Source organism: Iodobacter arcticus (genome assembly GCF_042664895.1).
GTDB classification, from domain to species: domain Bacteria; phylum Pseudomonadota; class Gammaproteobacteria; order Burkholderiales; family Chitinibacteraceae; genus Iodobacter; species Iodobacter arcticus.
Genome location: NZ_JBHTBQ010000004.1, coordinates 17585 through 34141, shown reverse-complemented (window position 1 = coordinate 34141; position 16557 = coordinate 17585). Strand labels below are relative to the sequence as shown.

General features: G+C 50.3%; 11 protein-coding genes. 6 read left to right on the top strand and 5 right to left on the bottom strand.

Annotated features, from left to right (window positions below; genetic code table 11):
- Window positions 1-73: 73 nt before the first annotated feature.
- On the bottom strand, window positions 74-655 hold the full coding sequence (locus ACFQNF_RS01710) for a hypothetical protein (protein ID WP_380185669.1): 582 nt from the start codon (window positions 653-655) through the stop codon (window positions 74-76).
- Window positions 656-1270: 615 nt separating this feature from the next.
- On the opposite strand from ACFQNF_RS01710, the gene ACFQNF_RS01705 reads away from it, so the two are divergent.
- Window positions 1271-1846 (top strand): chemotaxis protein CheB, encoded by a 576-nt coding sequence (locus ACFQNF_RS01705; RefSeq protein WP_380185667.1) that lies wholly within the window; start codon window positions 1271-1273, stop codon window positions 1844-1846.
- A 623-nt stretch (window positions 1847-2469) separates the two neighbouring features.
- Here ACFQNF_RS01705 and ACFQNF_RS01700 read toward each other — a convergent pair.
- Both ACFQNF_RS01700 and ACFQNF_RS01695 read right to left on the bottom strand, forming a co-directional pair.
- Window positions 2470-3774 (bottom strand): hemolysin family protein, encoded by a 1305-nt coding sequence (locus ACFQNF_RS01700; RefSeq protein ID WP_380185666.1) that lies wholly within the window; start codon window positions 3772-3774, stop codon window positions 2470-2472.
- 129 nt (window positions 3775-3903) lie between these two features.
- On the bottom strand, window positions 3904-4890 hold the full coding sequence (locus tag ACFQNF_RS01695; RefSeq protein ID WP_380185664.1) for a patatin-like phospholipase family protein: 987 nt from the start codon (window positions 4888-4890) through the stop codon (window positions 3904-3906).
- Between the two features lie 197 nt (window positions 4891-5087).
- Here ACFQNF_RS01695 and creB point away from each other — a divergent pair, with 197 nt between their 5' ends.
- The 3 genes from creB (at window position 5088) to creD (ending at window position 8983) form a co-directional block, all read left to right on the top strand.
- Window positions 5088-5771 carry a two-component system response regulator CreB gene (creB, locus tag ACFQNF_RS01690; protein WP_380185663.1) on the top strand — a complete coding sequence of 228 codons (684 nt, stop codon included), beginning with the start codon at window positions 5088-5090 and terminating at the stop codon, window positions 5769-5771.
- Window positions 5771-7204 (top strand): two-component system sensor histidine kinase CreC, encoded by a 1434-nt coding sequence (creC, locus tag ACFQNF_RS01685; RefSeq protein ID WP_380185662.1) that lies wholly within the window; start codon window positions 5771-5773, stop codon window positions 7202-7204. The genes creB and creC overlap by 1 nt, the downstream gene beginning before the upstream one ends.
- 348 nt (window positions 7205-7552) lie before the next feature.
- Window positions 7553-8983 carry a cell envelope integrity protein CreD gene (gene creD, locus ACFQNF_RS01680; protein WP_380185660.1) on the top strand — a complete coding sequence of 477 codons (1431 nt, stop codon included), beginning with the start codon at window positions 7553-7555 and terminating at the stop codon, window positions 8981-8983.
- Between the two features lie 281 nt (window positions 8984-9264).
- Here creD and ACFQNF_RS01675 read toward each other — a convergent pair whose 3' ends face one another.
- Window positions 9265-10386, bottom strand: coding sequence for an efflux RND transporter periplasmic adaptor subunit (locus tag ACFQNF_RS01675; protein WP_380185659.1), 1122 nt, complete (start codon window positions 10384-10386; stop codon window positions 9265-9267).
- Between the two features lie 67 nt (window positions 10387-10453).
- Window positions 10454-13537: an efflux RND transporter permease subunit gene (locus ACFQNF_RS01670; RefSeq protein WP_380185658.1), complete on the bottom strand. Its 3084-nt coding sequence runs from the start codon at window positions 13535-13537 to the stop codon at window positions 10454-10456.
- Window positions 13538-13803: 266 nt separating this feature from the next.
- Here ACFQNF_RS01670 and ACFQNF_RS01665 point away from each other — a divergent pair, with 266 nt between their 5' ends.
- A complete protein-coding gene (locus tag ACFQNF_RS01665; RefSeq protein ID WP_380185657.1) occupies window positions 13804-14520 on the top strand; it encodes a 16S rRNA (uracil(1498)-N(3))-methyltransferase in 717 nt (238 codons plus the stop codon).
- Between the two features lie 143 nt (window positions 14521-14663).
- Window positions 14664-16397: a lipid A export permease/ATP-binding protein MsbA gene (gene msbA / locus ACFQNF_RS01660; RefSeq protein ID WP_380185656.1), complete on the top strand. Its 1734-nt coding sequence runs from the start codon at window positions 14664-14666 to the stop codon at window positions 16395-16397.
- Window positions 16398-16557 lie beyond the last annotated feature (160 nt).

Genomic DNA, 16557 nt, shown 5'->3' with positions numbered 1-16557 from the left:
CAAACTACACATCCAATCTCATCCCTATTGAAATTAGCCCCCCCTAAAAAAGGGAGGCCGTTTCAACTTATGTTTAAGGCTGACCGTTGACTCTCTTCGCTTCCTTGAGGCAATTGGCCTTGGTGTCGCCTGCCAACGCATCACATTTTTCCTTGGCTACGGCATAGGCGGCGTCTTGTTTGTCGGTTACCGCATCCTTACGAACGTCAGTGCTTTTTTCTCGTGCCGTAGTGTTAGCGTCCGAAGTTTTCTCAGCTACTTTTGCGTCTGCTTTAGCGGTTACGTAAGCGCTTTTTGCTTCCTTACGGCACACGTCTTTGGCATTGCCGGAGGCATCATCACATTTTTCCTTAGCGACATCGTATGCTGAATCCGCTTTCGCCATCCGCAACTCGTATCGATACTTGTCGCTAGGGCTGTTTTTCACTTCAAGCTCAGCTTTGGCGACTTTTTCGCGGCCTTTGGCTTCTTCGCTACACACATCCTTAGCGTTGCCTGTCTTCGCCTTGCAAGTAGATTGGTCCGACTTATACATAGCCGAAATACCCTCTTTGGCGGCTTTGTAGTCTGGCTTCGACATCTCGTCACCAATAGCGCTAGTATTTACGCCAAGAAATAATGCAACCGAAAGTGCGGTCAGATTCAACTTGTTCATGGTTATTCCTTTTTAATTAGCAAAAATAAATTTCAGCTGACTTAGAAAAATTGCGGCAGAAAAGAATCATTCGGTCACATCAACCGTAAGCAACCATACGCGGCCCCCGCAAGAGGGCAAGCCACTTGGATTGTTCTTAGCCCGCTGATAACCATACAGAGTGCACCGACCCAAACGGGCCACACGATGATTAACAATATGATTCATCGTGACATATCCACACCCTTACACTGCTTTAAAGCGCAGAATTCAAGTGTTGCTCGTAAGCACTTGCAATGTCTGTACGATTCCGCACATACAATAAAATCGCCACGAACGTCCAATCCCCATCACGGCCTCGAGCGCTCATCAGGAAAGCTCATGCGTGAGCGCAAGGAAAGCCGCTGAGAAATCCAATATTTATTTTTGAATCTGAGTAAGTTACGTAGTAAGAAGATGCAAATCAAAGTCTTGTGTACGGCAGCGCACAGATGCTTGGCACGTTTGCTACTACTTTCTTTTTAGTAACCTCAGTTTCTACACAACTTTCCCGTTAAAAAAACAATGCGAGCCATGAATATAGAAACATGAGGGATGTTGATCTCGATGATTTAATTGATGAAAAGGCGTTCCAGAATGAAAGATTTCCCCATCATTTGCATCGGCGGATCGGCAGGCGGGCTCGATGCCTATATACGGCTATTGAAGAACCTCCCCGTGAATACGGGCGCTGCCTTTGCCATCGTGAATCACATTACAAGGATGCCAACGCGGCTACATGAAGTTCTTCCTTACTACACAACGATGCCGGTTGAGCTCATCACGGAGCGCCTATCAATTGAACCCAACCACCTATATATCATTCCTGAAAATCGAGACTTGCATGTTTGTAATGGCGTGTTTCACCTAAAACCGATCTCAAAGCCACGGGGCTGGCCTGATGTCATCACGGTATTCCTGCGTTCACTCACCTGCTACTGGGATGGCCAGCTCATAGCCGTCATCGTCTCCGGCTATGACGGCGATGGGGCGGAAGCGCTTTGCGGTATTAAAGAAGTAGGCGGCATCACCATTGCACAGAAACTAAGTACGGCAATTCAGCCTGATATGCCGGAAAGTGCAATCAATAGCGGCTGCATTGACTTCGTGCTATCCCCGGAAGATATCGCTAAAGAAATTGTGCGCATTGCGGGCGCATTGAAGCCCAAATGACGCTTGTGCCAAATGCTCATTTCCACAAGCACCTAGCTGCCGCAATCCCCAGAACTAGGAAGCACTGATGGCAGCTATCCTTAAAAAAAGGCTGAAAACTTTAAATGAGAAATGGCCAGAACGGTGATTGAGCCGGGGCTCAATAGCAACAGGAGCCAGCTGAATTAGAGAAGGGGAAGAAGAAAAATACTGGGAAGATGACACTACCGAGCAATTCGGCGGAAGGTCAAAATATAAAAATAGATAATCTGTAGCCTAGCTTAGCGACCATATCGCGTTATAGGCATCAAGTTAGTATTACCATGCCCGTAGCCATTCATTTGCAAGCATTGCATCATTCGTAGGGCGGGTGAAACCCGCCAGACTTTGGCATGAAATGCTATGAAAACGGCGGGTTACACCCGCCCTACGAAAAAATCACCACATGCCATTGGATTAACTTAATACCCTAGGCTTAACAGCTAAACAGCTATATCGCGTAACCCAACATTCTTTTGCACCTAAATATTGGGTTACGCTGGTTTGTCCGCCCAGAATAGGCGAACAAACTAGCTACTAGCCAAGCGCCGAAAACATCACGCCTGCTGGTTTTACTTAAGATGGTAGTAATGGATGGCCCACAATCAGCTCACCATTTCCCTCGGATAAATCCTCACCAGCACAATCCTTGGCCCGTTCATTTTTTTGACCACGGCGTCGAAGTGGTCAAACTGAATCCGCTGGCCTTCCGTGGGCAAATCGCCCAGCTGCTGCATAATCAGGCCGCCTACCGAATCCACGTCGGTGTCTTCAATATCAATGCCTAAGGCGCGCTCTAGGGTAAAGATGGTTAAGCTTCCTTTGCCAATCATAGAGCCATCATCAAGCTTGGACCATTCATTCTGTGCCTGACGAAATTCGTCACGAATCTCGCCCACCAAAGCGCCGAGCAAATTATCTAAGGTGATAAAGCCCAAGGGCTGTCCATCTTGATAAGCCACCACGGCAAAATGCGGCGCGCCGTGCTGGAAGCGTTTAAATAGCTCTGATGCAGATAAACGCGGCGATACGGTTTGCACCGGACGCGCCAATTTATCCAAACGCGCCGGCATCTCACCCTTACGCATGGCAAAGAAAATATCTTTTAGATGGACCACTGATTGCACATGGCCGTTTTCATCCAGCAAGGGATAGCGGCTGTAGCGGTGCTGGACAATTCTATCCAGACTGCTTTCAATATCGGCACTGGCAGATAAAGCCACTGCTTCGCTAAATGGGTGCATTAAATCGGCAACATCCAGATCGCGGAAATCTAGCGCCTGCGCCAATACACGCCAATCGTCTTCAGAATATTGGTCATCGGACTGAGAAGTGCGCAAGATCAGCTTGAGCTCTTCAGAGGAGTAATGGCTATCGTGGCCAGGCGCTACATCCAAGCCCACTTTACGCAGTACCCAGTTGGCGCTGTGATTAAGCGCCCAAATTGCGGGATACATCAGCCAGTAAAAGCAATACAGCGGCACGGCAGTCCATACACTGACTTTACCCGGCATGCGGATCGCCATAGATTTGGGGGCCAGCTCGCCCACCACAATATGCAAATAGGAAATAATAAAAAAGGCAACAGCAAAAGCAATCGTGTGCACCAACGCTTGGTTTACAATACCAAGAGCGCTAAACAAAGGCTCCAGCAGCTGCACAAAGGCAGGCTCGCCAATCCAACCAAGGCCAAGGGATGAGAGGGTAATACCAAGCTGGCAAGCAGAAAGATAAGCATCTAAATCGCCATGCACTTTAACCAAAATACGCCCGCGCCAGCCCATTGTTTTAGCAATGGCTTTTACACGAGTAGAGCGTAATTTAACTAAACCAAACTCTGCGGCCACAAAAAAGCCGTTAAGAAGCACAAGAAGAAAAGCGAGAAGAATCAATAAGATACTACTACCCATATCCGGAGTTTCAAGAAACTCCTATCCTTTTTTGTTGTTGAGTTAATCCATATTATGCAGCAACAAGACCACTTTCGCCTTATTGCCTTGGTAAATGGCAAAATTATGCATCCCCTCAGCAGCCATCGGTCAGGCAAACACCTCAGCCAAATCCACGCTGGACGACTTGCCTAACTTTAGATAATTATTTGCCAGCCATTTCTGCCCCGCCTCCCGCCCCATATTTTTGAGTGTGGCAAAGAATTTTAGATTCACGGTTAATTTAGATTCGGCATCAAATTGTGCTAACTCCGCCTCAATCAAATGAAAATGAGTACGGGCAATATGCCGCTCCAATTTAGACCAGACAAACAATGGCCGACGTGCTTTTAGCCGAGTAAACATTTGCATTTCACGCAAAAAGCCCGATTGAAAGGTGATATCTAAAATTCTGCTCTGAATTTCTTTGACAGAATCAGGCGTGTCATTTAAATATAATGGCTGTAACAAAATCAGCAAAATATCACAGGCATCACACAGATCAAACAATGGAAACACAGCTGGATTAGCCGAATAAGCGCCATCCCAATAAGGCTCGTTATCAATTAATACACTGCGGTACATTGTGGGCAGGCAGGCCGAAGCCAGAATCACATCACTACTCATTTCATTATTTTGGAAAATTCTTAACTTACCCGAATTGGCATGAGTAGTCGCAATAAATAGCTTAACCGGGCTGCTCTTTTGCAAAGCCGCAAAATCAATTTGATGAGTAAGCAAATCACGCAGCGGGTTTAAATCAAAAGGGTTCATCTGGCTGGGTGATAAATAACGTGACCACTGCTGCATCGCCTTGGTCACCGAGCTAACCCCACCCCCGTCACTCTGCCCTAAATCCCCCGGCATACTATTGGCCAGAGCCAGCCAGAACTGATCCAGCGCCAGCCTTGCCCCATTAGCACCGCCATCCATCAAGCCCTGCGCCAGCACCACGGCATTCATCGCCCCTGCACTGGTGCCGCTAACGCCATCAAACTGAATACGTCCGTCTTCAAGCAAAGCATCCAGCACGCCCCAAGTAAATGCCCCATGCGCACCGCCACCTTGCAAAGCAAGATTGATCACTTTCTTAGTCATAGCCAGCCCTTTGCGGTTTAAACCTTGCAAGCACAGGGTTTAAACCGCTAGCGTTTGATGTAGCAAAACCTCCATAACTCATAGCTTAAAGCAGGGAGATTAAATTTATGCTGCAATGCAGCATAACAGGAAATACACTGACAACAACGGCATAAAGTCACTTACAATCAAGGCCATCCAATAAGAGTTCTCTCCCCATGTCATCCATCATTTTGATCGAAGACGAAGCGGCCATTACCGATACGCTACGCTTTGCGCTAGAGCGAGAAGGTTTTGCCGTAAGCTGCTACACGCTTGCACGCGAAGGCGAGGCGGCGATTCAGGCACAAAAACCTGATCTGCTGATTTTAGATATTGGCCTGCCCGACGATAGCGGGCTGGAAGTACTCAAACGGCTGCGCCGCTATAGCGAGCTACCCGTGCTGCTGCTCACCGCCAGAAGCGAGGAATTCGATCGGATTTTAGGGCTGGAATTAGGCGCGGACGATTATGTGCTCAAGCCCTTTAGCCCGCGCGAAGTGGCTGCCCGGGTCAAAGCCATTTTAAAGCGCAGCAGCCTAAGCACGGCCATCAGCCATTCGGCCATCAATAACGGGCTATTCATTCACGATACCCATGCCAAGCGCGTTCAATATGCAGCCCATAATCTCACACTCACGCCATCAGAATACCGCCTGCTGATCACCCTGCTCGCCCATCCCGGCCAAGTATTTAGCCGCTCCCAATTACTGGATGCCCTCGGTGAAGCCGCCGAAGATAGCTTCGAGCGCACCATTGATAGCCATATCAAATGCCTGCGCGCCAAATTGCGTGTAGTGAGGCCCGATCTCGATCCCATCGCCACCCACCGTGGCTTTGGCTATGCGCTGGAGCAGGTTTAATGCGCTTTTCATTGCGGATTTTCTTTGGCTACTTCTTGCTGGTCAGCCTGCTGGCAGCCTATGTGCTCAGCATAGTGAGGGATGAAATCAAGCCCGCAGTGCGCCAATCTAGCGAGGAAGTATTAGTCGATACCGCCAATCTGCTCGCCGAGTTGATCCAGCCAGATTTTGTGACAGGCCGGCTTGATGCGGGCCGCTTTGCCAAAGCGATTAAGCTGTTTGCCGAAAGAAATCCGCAAGCCAAAGTGTGGGGAGTACAACGCGATAAAACCTTTCTGCGCGTGTATGTCACCGATGCCCAAGGCAAGGTGGTGATGGATTCCACCGGCCAAGCGCTGGGGCAGGATTACAGCCAGTGGCGCGATGTTTACCTTACGCTGCGTGGCCAATACGGTGCGCGCAGCTCGCTAGCCGACTCCAAAGATGAGCTATCCACCGTAATGCACGTTGCCGCCCCAATTACCAAGGGCAAAGAGATTGTGGGCGTGCTTACCGTCGCCCGCCCCAATTGGGCCATGCAACCCTTTATTGATCGCAGCGAAAATAAGCTCTGGCGGGCGGGCCTCTTGCTACTGGCCGTTGGTTTAGTCATTGGTGCGCTGTTTTCATGGTGGCTGAGTCGAGGAATTAGCAAACTCACAGACTTTGCACTGGCTGTGAGCGAGGGCCAAACCGTGCCCGTGCCTACCTTTACCGCCAATCGCGAACTGACCACCTTGGCTACGGCACTCGGCACGATGCGTGAACGCTTGGAAGGCAAAGCCTATATAGAAAACTATGTGCACGATCTAACCCACGAGCTGAAATCGCCCCTAGCAGGCATTCGTGGCGCGGCAGAAATTTTATTTGAAGAAGGCTTAGCGCTTAAAGAGAGCGATCACAGCCGTTTTACCGGCCATATCCGCCAAGAAACCGCCCGTATGCAGCAAATTGTCGACCGCCTGCTGCAATTAGCCACCCTAGAAGCACGGCACGGCCTGAAAGACGCCGAGCCAGTGGATGTCGCTAAGCTGCTGGACGAAGTGATCAACGCGCTCAGCCCACAAGCCGGAACAAGACAAATTTTGCACGCACCGTGGCCCAGCGCCATCATCCACGGCGAAGCCTTTTTACTTGCCCAAGCCATCAGAAATCTGCTGCAAAACGCACTGGACTTCACCCCTGAGCAGGGCCAGATCCATATCGAGCTGGCGATTGAAGCGCAAAGCTTGCAAATTGCCATCCACAACCAAGGCGAACCCATCCCCGACTACGCCCTCACCCGCCTATTCGAGCGCTTCTACTCCCTACCCCGCCCTGCCACCGGCCAAAAAAGCACCGGTCTGGGGCTAGCTCTCACTCGCACCATGCTGGAATTACATGGCGGAAGCGTGAGCTTGGCGAATCATGCGGAGGGAGGTGTAGTGGCGAGGGTTTGCTTGCCGTTGGGTTAACTAAATAGCAAAAACCCAAATTTTGAACCACAAAGGGCACGGAGAACACGGAGCTTCACTGAGAACAACAAGGCTGAAGCGGTTTTCTCTGCATCCTAGTTTGTGGTTTACGGTTTAACCCTCTATTAAAGCCCGCCGATAGACCTTGCTAACTAAGAAATTCAATGCAAACAACATAAGCCATGTATTTCTCCGTGGAACTCCGTGCCCTCTGTGTTCTCCGTGGTTCAAGATTTGGGTTTTGCTGCACAACATCACCATCTCCACACAATCTCCACATTCCCCGCATTTTCCCTCCACATCAGCCCCTCAAAATGCCCCCATCACACAAGCGCACTGGGGAATATCATGAAGTTAAAGTGGAAAATCATCACCATCGGCCTGCTGATGTTGGGAATGCTATTTGTTTTAAATCTGGTGCGGCACTTGGTTTTTGAGCGGCAACAACGCGCTCAGGAAGTGCGGCAAGAAATCTCGCAATTTAGCGCTGGGGAACAAACGGTGAAAGGGCCCTTCTTGGTGCTGCCGCTCACCGAAACCACCAGCAAACTGATCGAGCAGACTACGCCGCAAGGCAAAACCAGCTCTTGGGAAGAAAGCACCAGCAGCCGCAATATCATCATCAGCCCCGAGCAGTTCTCGGCCAAGGGGCAATTAGCGGTAGAAAGCCTGAAACGCGGCATTTTTGAAGCACCGATTTACCGCAGCGATTTAATCCTCTCCGGGCGCTTTGCCCTAGCTCCGCTTAGTAGTTACGAGCAACACCCCAGCTCTAACCGTGAAAAAATCAGCAGCCGCTGGGGCAAGCCTTATCTGGTGCTCAGCTTATCGGATGTGCGCGGGATTCAAAATATGGGCGGCACGCTGGCGGCCGATACGCTGAACTTTGAGCCGGGCACCGCTCAGGCGGCAATCAGCATTCACACCCCAGTGAATACGGCAGAAGACAGCGCTGCAGTCGTTGCAGTGGCAGCGCCTGCTCCAGTTGCCAAAACAAATCTCGGCAATGGTGTACATGCCATGATTAAGCTACCTGATTCTGGGCAATCACTGGATTTCAAACTCAATCTTAAACTCAGCGGCAGCACGCAATTGCTGATCGAGCCGGTAGGTAAAGAAAGCCATGTGGCACTTGCTGGTAACTGGCCGCACCCTAGCTTTAGCGGCAACTTTGCGCCAGTAGAGCGCAGCGTAACGGCTCAAGGGTTTAGCGCACGCTGGCAAACCAGCCAGCTGGCTACAGGCGGCGCTCAAACCAGCAAATGCAGCGAATCAGAATGCTCTTCCGCCTCCTTAGGCCTGCGCCTTGTTGATCCTGTAGATAGATACGTCTTAAACGAGCGCACCATTAAATATGCAGAGTTGTTTGTACTGGTGATTTTTGGCGCAGTGTTTTTAATGGCGCTGATGAGACGAATCGAAATCCACCCCGTGCAATACGCTTTAGTCGGCGCGGCCTTAGCCCTGTTTTTCTTGCTGACATTATCGTTATCTGAGCATCTAGGCTTTGCCAAAGCCTATTTGAGCGCTGCTGCGGCATCGGTGTTATTGCTTGGCTATTACGTGAGTTTTGTCTTAGCCGCTTGGCAGCGTGGAATGGGGTTTGCTACAGTTTTAGCCGCGCTATACGGCCTGCTATATGGCATCTTACAATCAGAAGATATGGCGCTACTCATGGGCAGTATCACGCTATTTGGCTTACTCAGCTGCGTAATGATCCTTACCCGTAAAATAGACTGGCAAGCGCTGCGGCCAACAAGTACAGAGACTGTGGCTTAAAAGATTTGGGTGGGCAAAGCGTTTTACCGTGCCCACCCAAGGCTGCCAAAAAACCTACTATAGGTGTCAAGCTAAGCCTATGTCATAGACCGAATCGGCATTTTATAGGATGTACAACGACGTAGTCGTTGCGCACCAAAAAACGGTGCGCAAGAAAAACGACTTGCACACCCTATAAGAATCTTTTTTACTATGTTTTTGTCTTTAGTGATGCGTATAGGGGTGCCAAAGAGTTCTCCACCCCAAAAAATCTATGCATAGGCACACACTCCCTACATCAATCAGCCACCCACCGCAGTCGCCACCATGCCCGGCTTAATACCATCCATTTTTCTAGCCAGCACTTTGGCCCCAGCATTCAGGCCTGCGGTGATTTCTATTAAGCCGCTGCGCTCGTCGCTACTTCCCAACTTCACCTTACTTTGAGCGATTTTGCCGTTTTCCAGGCTGTAAACATAAGGATCGGTTGTGCCGCCCTGCACAGCGCTATTAGGAATAGTGAGCTTTGGCTGCGATTGCCCCAAAGCCAGCTGGCCTTTGGCAAACATGCCGCCGCGTAAAGCGCCGTTGGGGTTTTTCACCGCAATAAAAACAGTAATGGCGCGGGAGTTTTTTTCAACTTCCGGGTTAATACGCTGCACCGTGCCATTAAATACTTTGCCGTTAAATCCATCGACTTGAAACTCTGCCTGCTGCCCTGCCGCTACATGGGCGATTTGGCTGGCGGGCACCGCAACTTGCAGCTCCATGGCAGATAAATCGACGATATTAAACAGCTCGGAATTTTGATCGACCTTTTCACCGGGCTGAATCGAGCGCTTGCTGATCTGCCCACCAATCGGCGCACGCAGCACCATATCGTCCATGGCGTTTTTAGCCACGGCAACCTGTGCTTGCATGGCTTTTAATTTGGCTTGGCTGACGGTTAGGCTGCTGGAGCTGCTATCAAAGGCATTACCAGAAATAAACCCCTGCTTTTGCAAAGTTAGATTCTTGCCGTGGGTTTTTTCAGCCAAGCCCAGCTCAGCCTTGGCCATTTCCAGATTGCTTTGCCGCTCGTTTAATTGCGCCGCAATATTGCTGGCATCAAAGCGCGCCAAGATCTGCCCTGCTTTAACTTCCTCGCCTTCACGCACCAAAACGCTATCAACCTGAGCCGATACTTTAGAGCGCAGCGCAGCATAGTTCACCGCCTGCAAAGCGCCATTAATCAAAATGGATTGATCCAGCGGGCGCAACGACGCCACAGCTAAATCTGCGGCGGCAAATTCAAGTTTGCGCGGCGCTTTATGGTCTTCTGATTTATCCGCTTTGCCCTTACCCTGAGTAAATGCCACGCCACCAATAGCAAGCACAAGGAACAATACGCCCAGGCCAATACTTCTTTTTTTAAACACAGTCATCGCATTTATCCTGATTAAAGAGTTTTGTAGCATGGGCAGCGATGCCCATTGCGGCACAAACGTCTGGCTAAGCCGCGGCCAGCTTCAAAGCCTTGCGCGCTTTACGCTTAACGGCCCAGCCATCCAGATAGGCGTATAAAATCGGCACCACAATCAAGGTGAGCACCGTGGATGAAATCACCCCGCCGATAATTGCCCGGCCCATAGCGGCCTGAGTTTCCCCACCCTCGCCAAAGCCAATGGACATCGGCAACATGCCAAAAATCATGGCTGCGGTGGTCATCAGAATAGGGCGTAAACGCACTTGCCCTGCCTCCAGCAAGGCCTCTCTGACGGCTTGCCCGCTACGTTTGGCCGTGTTAGCAAAATCAACCAGCAAAATCGCATTTTTAACGGCCAGCCCCAGCAACATCATAAAGCCGATCATGGAGAATAAATTGATGGTGGTGCCGGTTAAGAATAAAGCCAGCAAAGCGCCTGTGAGTGAGAATGGCAAAGAAGCCATAATCGCCAAGGGCTGCAAAAAACTGCCAAATTGCGAAGCCAAAACAAAGTAAATAAAGATCACCGCCAAGCCAATTGCAGCTAAGAATGCAGCAAATGCCTCTTGCATCTCGGCCTGCTGGCCCCCTGCACCAAAGTGATAGCCAGGCGGCAATTCGGTTTTATCCAGCAGCGCCTGCACTTCTCCGCTAACCGTGCCGCTAGGACGGCCTTGCACATTGGCATAGAGCGAAATACGGCGTTGCATATCCAGCCGCTTTAACTGCTGGGCACTGCTGCTTGGCTCTAAAGACGCCACCTGACGCAAAGGCACAAGCTTGGGCGATCCATCCGCATTGCTTTTACTGCTACTTAAATATAAATCGCCTAAGTCAGCCGCAGTGCGCCGGTCGGCTTCTGCCAATTGCACTACCACATCATAATTTTGCCCATCACTGGCCAGATAATGACTAATGGTTTCGCCTGAAATCAATGAGCGCAATGCACTACCTATTTGAGCGTTATTCAGGCCCAAATCATTAGCAGCTTCATTATCAATTTTGATCGCCACCGTAGGGGTAAAGGCTTTTTCGCTGCTTTCCAGATCAACCACGCCTGGAATCTTGGCGATTTTCTTCATTAAATCACCCGTGATCTGGGTGAGCTTGCTTGGATCCGGGCCAAATACGGTAATAAAGATCGGCTTCCAGCCGCCCACCGATAGCTGAACGCCCGCCACCCGGCCAACAGTTTCACGAATTTCTTTTTCAATATCTTCTTGCGATCTGCGCTTTTTACGCTCCACCAGCTTGAGCGTTACTTCCGACATATTTTTACTATTTTGCACGCCGACTGCGCTTTGAATTGAAGCAATTTCCTTAAATGCTTTTAAAGAAACTTCAATCTGCTTTGTCTTCGCATCCGTGTAGTCAAGGCTAGAGCCGGTAGGGGTCTCCAGTTGCAAGTTAATCAAGCCTTTATCTTGTTTAGGCTCAAACTCGGTGCCAATCAGGGGCAGTAGAAACAAGCTGGCAATAAATGCGAGCATTGCCCCTGCCAGCACCGTTTTTCTTTTATGCAAAGACCAAGCCAAAAAGCGCCCATAGATATGGTGCAGCTTATCAATCTGGCGCTCAAAAGCAGCCATAAACCGAGCCATCAGCGGCCAGCTTTTAAAGCGATCACCTTCCGGATCGTGCCAAATAGACGACAACATTGGATCAAGCGTAAAGCTGACAAATAAAGAAACTAAAACCGCCACCGTAACGGTAATACCAAACTGAAAGAAAAAGCGCCCGATAATGCCATGCATAAATGCGACGGGTACAAACACGGCCACAATGGCAAAGGTCGTTGCCATGACAGCCAAGCCAATTTCTTCGGTGCCTTCATTCGCAGCGCGAAAATGATCTTTGCCCATACCCAGATGTCGGACGATGTTTTCCCGCACCACAATCGCGTCATCAATCAATAAGCCAATCGATAAGCTCAGCGCCATCAGCGTCAGCATATTCAAAGAAAAACCGCAGGCGTGCACCACAATAAACGTGGCAATCACGGAGATTGGCAGGGTTAAAGCGGTAATCACCGTGCTGCGCCAGGAATGCAAAAACATAAACACGATCAGCGTGGTCAGAATGCCGCCTTCCAGAATCGTAGTTTTGGTTTGGTTCAGCGCGCTTCTGATTTCATCAGAATTGGCCTGCACAATGGTCAGCTCGGCGCCTGCTGGCAAGGAAGATTGCATCTTCTCTACTACCGCTTTTACCCCATCGCCCAGCTCTACAATATTGGAGCCCTGAATAGGGAAAATATCCAAGCTGATAACCGATTGACCATCAAGGCGCGAGATCGAAGTGCGCTCTTGCTCGCCATCAATCACATCGGCCACTTGCTCCAGATAAACCGGTGTATTGGCTTGGCGCGCCACAATGATTTTGCCAAATTGCTTAGGATCTTTAATCTTGCCCTCAAGGCGTACCAATTGCTCGTGGTTACCATTCACAATGCGCCCGGCAGGCACATCCTGATTGGCTTCACGCACAGCATTAATCACCTGATCCACGCCCAGCCCGTAGCTGCTTAATGCATCACGGCGCAGGCGCAGCTGAATCTGGCGATTCACCAGACCATGGCTATTAATACTCCCCACCCCCGGCGCGGTACGCAAACGCTTCACGACAATCTGCTCAGATAGCATACTCAGCTCACGCAGGCTAAGCGTGCCAGATCGCAGCGCTAGCTGAACGACAGGCTCATCTTCACCGCTAATATCGGCCTTTAACACCAGCGGATCTTTCGCTTCCTTTGGAAACGTGGGCTTAATCAAAGCCACTTTATCGCGGATCTCCTGCAAGCCATTGGCCGAGTTTGCATCCATACGAAACTCTACCGACATAAAGGCCGAGCCTTCACGCGCGGTGGCCCAGATATGCTTTACGCCATTTACGGTATTAATCTGATCTTCTAAGGGCTTGATCAGATCATTTTCAATTGCCTCTGGCGACGCGCCCGGATAACTCAGCTGTACAAACACCTGCGGGCTGGCCACGGGCGGCATCCGCTCCACCGGCAGCAAGCCATACGACGCCATACCCAATACCAGCAGCGCCAACATCACCATCGTCGCAAAGACGGGATGCTTGATACTTACCTTGGTTATCCACATGCAGAGGCTTCTTTCAAAAGAGGTTAAACATTGAGCACCAGAATAATGCCACACAGCCCAGCAGCATATTCTGCTTCAATTTGATGTCATGAGGCTTATAAAGATTGTATTAAATTTGTACTTAATCAATACACCAATCCCATACACAGAGCATGCTTGAGGCGCAGCGTGATTTCTAGCCCCCTAAACCTCAGGCAAAATCCCGCCAGTACTTGAATCCACCCTCGCCTTGCGGTATACCAACTCCTCAAATGCACGAGGTGGATATGCCCAGATTTTTCCTTGATATGCCGCTGGCCGCTGGCCTTGGCTTTAACCTACCAGAAAGTGTTGCCCGCCATGTGCAAGTGCTGCGCTTGCAGCCCGATGACGACATCATTTTATTTAATGGGCAAGGCGGTGAATACGCCGCGCGCGTCACCGAAATGGGCAAGCGCCATGTTAGCGTCGAAGTACTCACATGGGATGAGCAAGATCGGGAGTCTCCGCTTGATCTCACACTAGTTCAGGCGATCTCATCAAGTGATCGTATGGATTACACCATCCAGAAAGCCAGCGAGCTTGGGGTAAGCCGTATTCAGCCGGTGATCTCGGAATACTGCCAGCAGCGCCTTAGTGGCGAGCGCGCCGAAAAGCGCCTCGCCCATTGGCAGGCCATTGCGGTGTCAGCCTGTGAGCAATGCGGGCGTACCCGTGTGCCCACCATTTTGGCCGCCATCAAGTTTGAACAAGCGCTGGCGCAGACAGCCGAACTCAAGCTACTGCTATCGCCCATTGGCGCAATCCAGCAAAGTGAACTACCAGCCAACGCCCGCAGTGCCGCCGTTTTAATCGGCCCGGAAGGTGGGTTTTCGGCGACAGAAGAAGCGCTGGCCGTAACCGCAGGTTACACCCCACTCATCCTTGGCCCCAGAATCTTTCGCACCGAAACAGTAGCGCCGGTGATTTCGGCGATATTGCAAAGCAGATACGGAGATTTGTAAGCGGCCAAATAAGCTGGGCGGGTAAAGCTAGCCATCATGGGCATTAAATACGCCCCCAACGCCTTCCGCCCATGAACAGCAAGCTACAGCGTATAATCCGCCCCTGTCTGTAAAACCCGAACCAAGGCACGCCGATGTCAGCGATGAATAATCGAGCTCTTTATATGCGCATTCTGGGCGAAATTCGCCCTTACTGGAAAGTCGTCTCCGTCTCGGTCATTTGCCTGTCGGTAGCGGCAGCGGTAGATGCGGGCTTAACACTCTTGTTGAAGCCTTTGGTTGATCAAAACTTACAAGCATCGGCCTTGGTACGTAGTCTGGCGTGGATCTTACCCGCGCAGATTTTGGGGCTAGCCCTGCTGCGGCTCATCTCTAACTTTGGCAATGAATACACCACTGCATGGGTTTCCTCCAAGGTTATGCACGACTTACGCGGTAAAATGTTCGCTCGTATGCTGAGCCTGCCCGTGCAGTTTTTTGATCAAACCTCGGTAGGTGTGTTGCTGTCACGCGTTACTTTTGATGTAAACCAAATCATGGATGCGGGCACCAAGGTGCTAACCGTGCTGATTAAAGACTCGCTGCTCTTGGTATTTTTACTAGCGTCGATGCTTTATCTGGATTGGCAGCTCACCCTGCTTTGCCTCATTTTGCTGCCCGGCGTAGCCATTAGCATCAGCGTAGTCGGTAAGCGCCAGCGCCGGCTTTCAAGAGAAACGCAGGCCGCGATGGGTAAGATGACGCAAATCTTAGATGAGAGCTTATCTGGCCAGCGCATTATTAAAATATTCGGTGGATTTTCTTACGAAACAAATCGTTTCGGCCAAACCAATAGCAATGTACGCCGCTTATCAATTAAACAAGCCATTACCTCCAGCACTAACTCAGGCCTGATTATGTTTTTAATCGGGATTACGTTGGCGGTGATTATTTATTACGCCAGCTTGCGTGCTCAAGATGGCGTGCTGACTGCGGGCGCTTTTGTCGCCTTTATGGTGCAAATGATGGCCTTGCAACAGCCCATCAAAAACCTAACCAAAATTAACGAAAGCCTTCATAAAGGCCTTGCTGCCGCTGAATCAGTTTTTGCCATTCTGGATGAAATCCCTGAAGCCAACCAAGGCCAGCATCAGCTCCCCCGTGTGCAGGGGGCGATTTCTCTGCAAAATATTCGCTTTGCTTATAGCGATGATGGCAAGCCAGCGCTAGACGGTATTTCACTGGAAATTCTGCCGGGTGAAACCGTCGCTTTGGTTGGCAGCTCAGGCAGTGGAAAAACCACACTGGCTAATCTGTTACCACGCTTTTATGAGCTGAATGCCGGGCAAATTTTAATCGATCAAGTGCCGCTTGCAGATTACCAGCTGGCTAATTTACGCCAGCAAATTGCACTGGTTTCACAAGATGTGATTCTATTTAACGATAGTGTGATGGCTAATATTGCTTACGGCAGTGAAGTGGATATCGACCGTGTGCGTCAGGCGGCAAGCGCTGCACACGCACTGGAATTTATCGACACCATGCCTGAAGGGATGAACACCCTGCTGGGCGAAAACGGCATGCGCTTATCCGGTGGCCAGCGCCAGCGCCTAGCCATTGCCCGTGCTATTTATAAAGACGCACCGATTTTGATTCTGGACGAAGCCACCAGCGCACTCGATACCGAATCCGAACGCAAGGTTCAGGACGCATTAGAAAACCTGATGCAAGGCCGCAGCACCATCGTGATTGCCCACCGCCTTTCTACCATTGAAAACGCCAACCGCATCGTGGTGATGCAGCAAGGCAAGATCGTAGAAAGCGGCACGCATCAAGCACTGATGGCGGCCAATGGCATCTATAGCAAGATGCACGCGGCACAGTTTGCCAGCGTGTGATAGACGAAAAAAAACGCTAGGTGGCAAGCCGCCCAGCGTATCAATTATTTGTGAATTACACGGTATATAACCGCGAAAACAGGATGCCTCAGAGCCTTATATTAGTCAATTTATTTATTAGTAAACACTAATTTATGTAAATTTTGTCTGGCAATCGCAC

Excerpts from the sequence above, each read along its gene's own strand:
- ACFQNF_RS01710 (WP_380185669.1), bottom strand. The coding sequence starts at position 655 with ATGAACAAGTTGAATCTGACCGCACTTTCGGTTGCATTATTTCTTGGC.
- ACFQNF_RS01705 (WP_380185667.1), top strand. The coding sequence starts at position 1,271 with ATGAAAGATTTCCCCATCATTTGCATCGGCGGATCGGCAGGCGGGCTC.
- ACFQNF_RS01700 (WP_380185666.1), bottom strand. The coding sequence starts at position 3,774 with ATGGGTAGTAGTATCTTATTGATTCTTCTCGCTTTTCTTCTTGTGCTT.
- ACFQNF_RS01695 (WP_380185664.1), bottom strand. The coding sequence starts at position 4,890 with ATGACTAAGAAAGTGATCAATCTTGCTTTGCAAGGTGGCGGTGCGCAT.
- creB (WP_380185663.1), top strand. The coding sequence starts at position 5,088 with ATGTCATCCATCATTTTGATCGAAGACGAAGCGGCCATTACCGATACG.
- creC (WP_380185662.1), top strand. The coding sequence starts at position 5,771 with ATGCGCTTTTCATTGCGGATTTTCTTTGGCTACTTCTTGCTGGTCAGC.
- creD (WP_380185660.1), top strand. The coding sequence starts at position 7,553 with ATGAAGTTAAAGTGGAAAATCATCACCATCGGCCTGCTGATGTTGGGA.
- ACFQNF_RS01675 (WP_380185659.1), bottom strand. The coding sequence starts at position 10,386 with ATGACTGTGTTTAAAAAAAGAAGTATTGGCCTGGGCGTATTGTTCCTT.
- ACFQNF_RS01670 (WP_380185658.1), bottom strand. The coding sequence starts at position 13,537 with ATGTGGATAACCAAGGTAAGTATCAAGCATCCCGTCTTTGCGACGATG.
- ACFQNF_RS01665 (WP_380185657.1), top strand. The coding sequence starts at position 13,804 with ATGCCCAGATTTTTCCTTGATATGCCGCTGGCCGCTGGCCTTGGCTTT.
- msbA (WP_380185656.1), top strand. The coding sequence starts at position 14,664 with ATGAATAATCGAGCTCTTTATATGCGCATTCTGGGCGAAATTCGCCCT.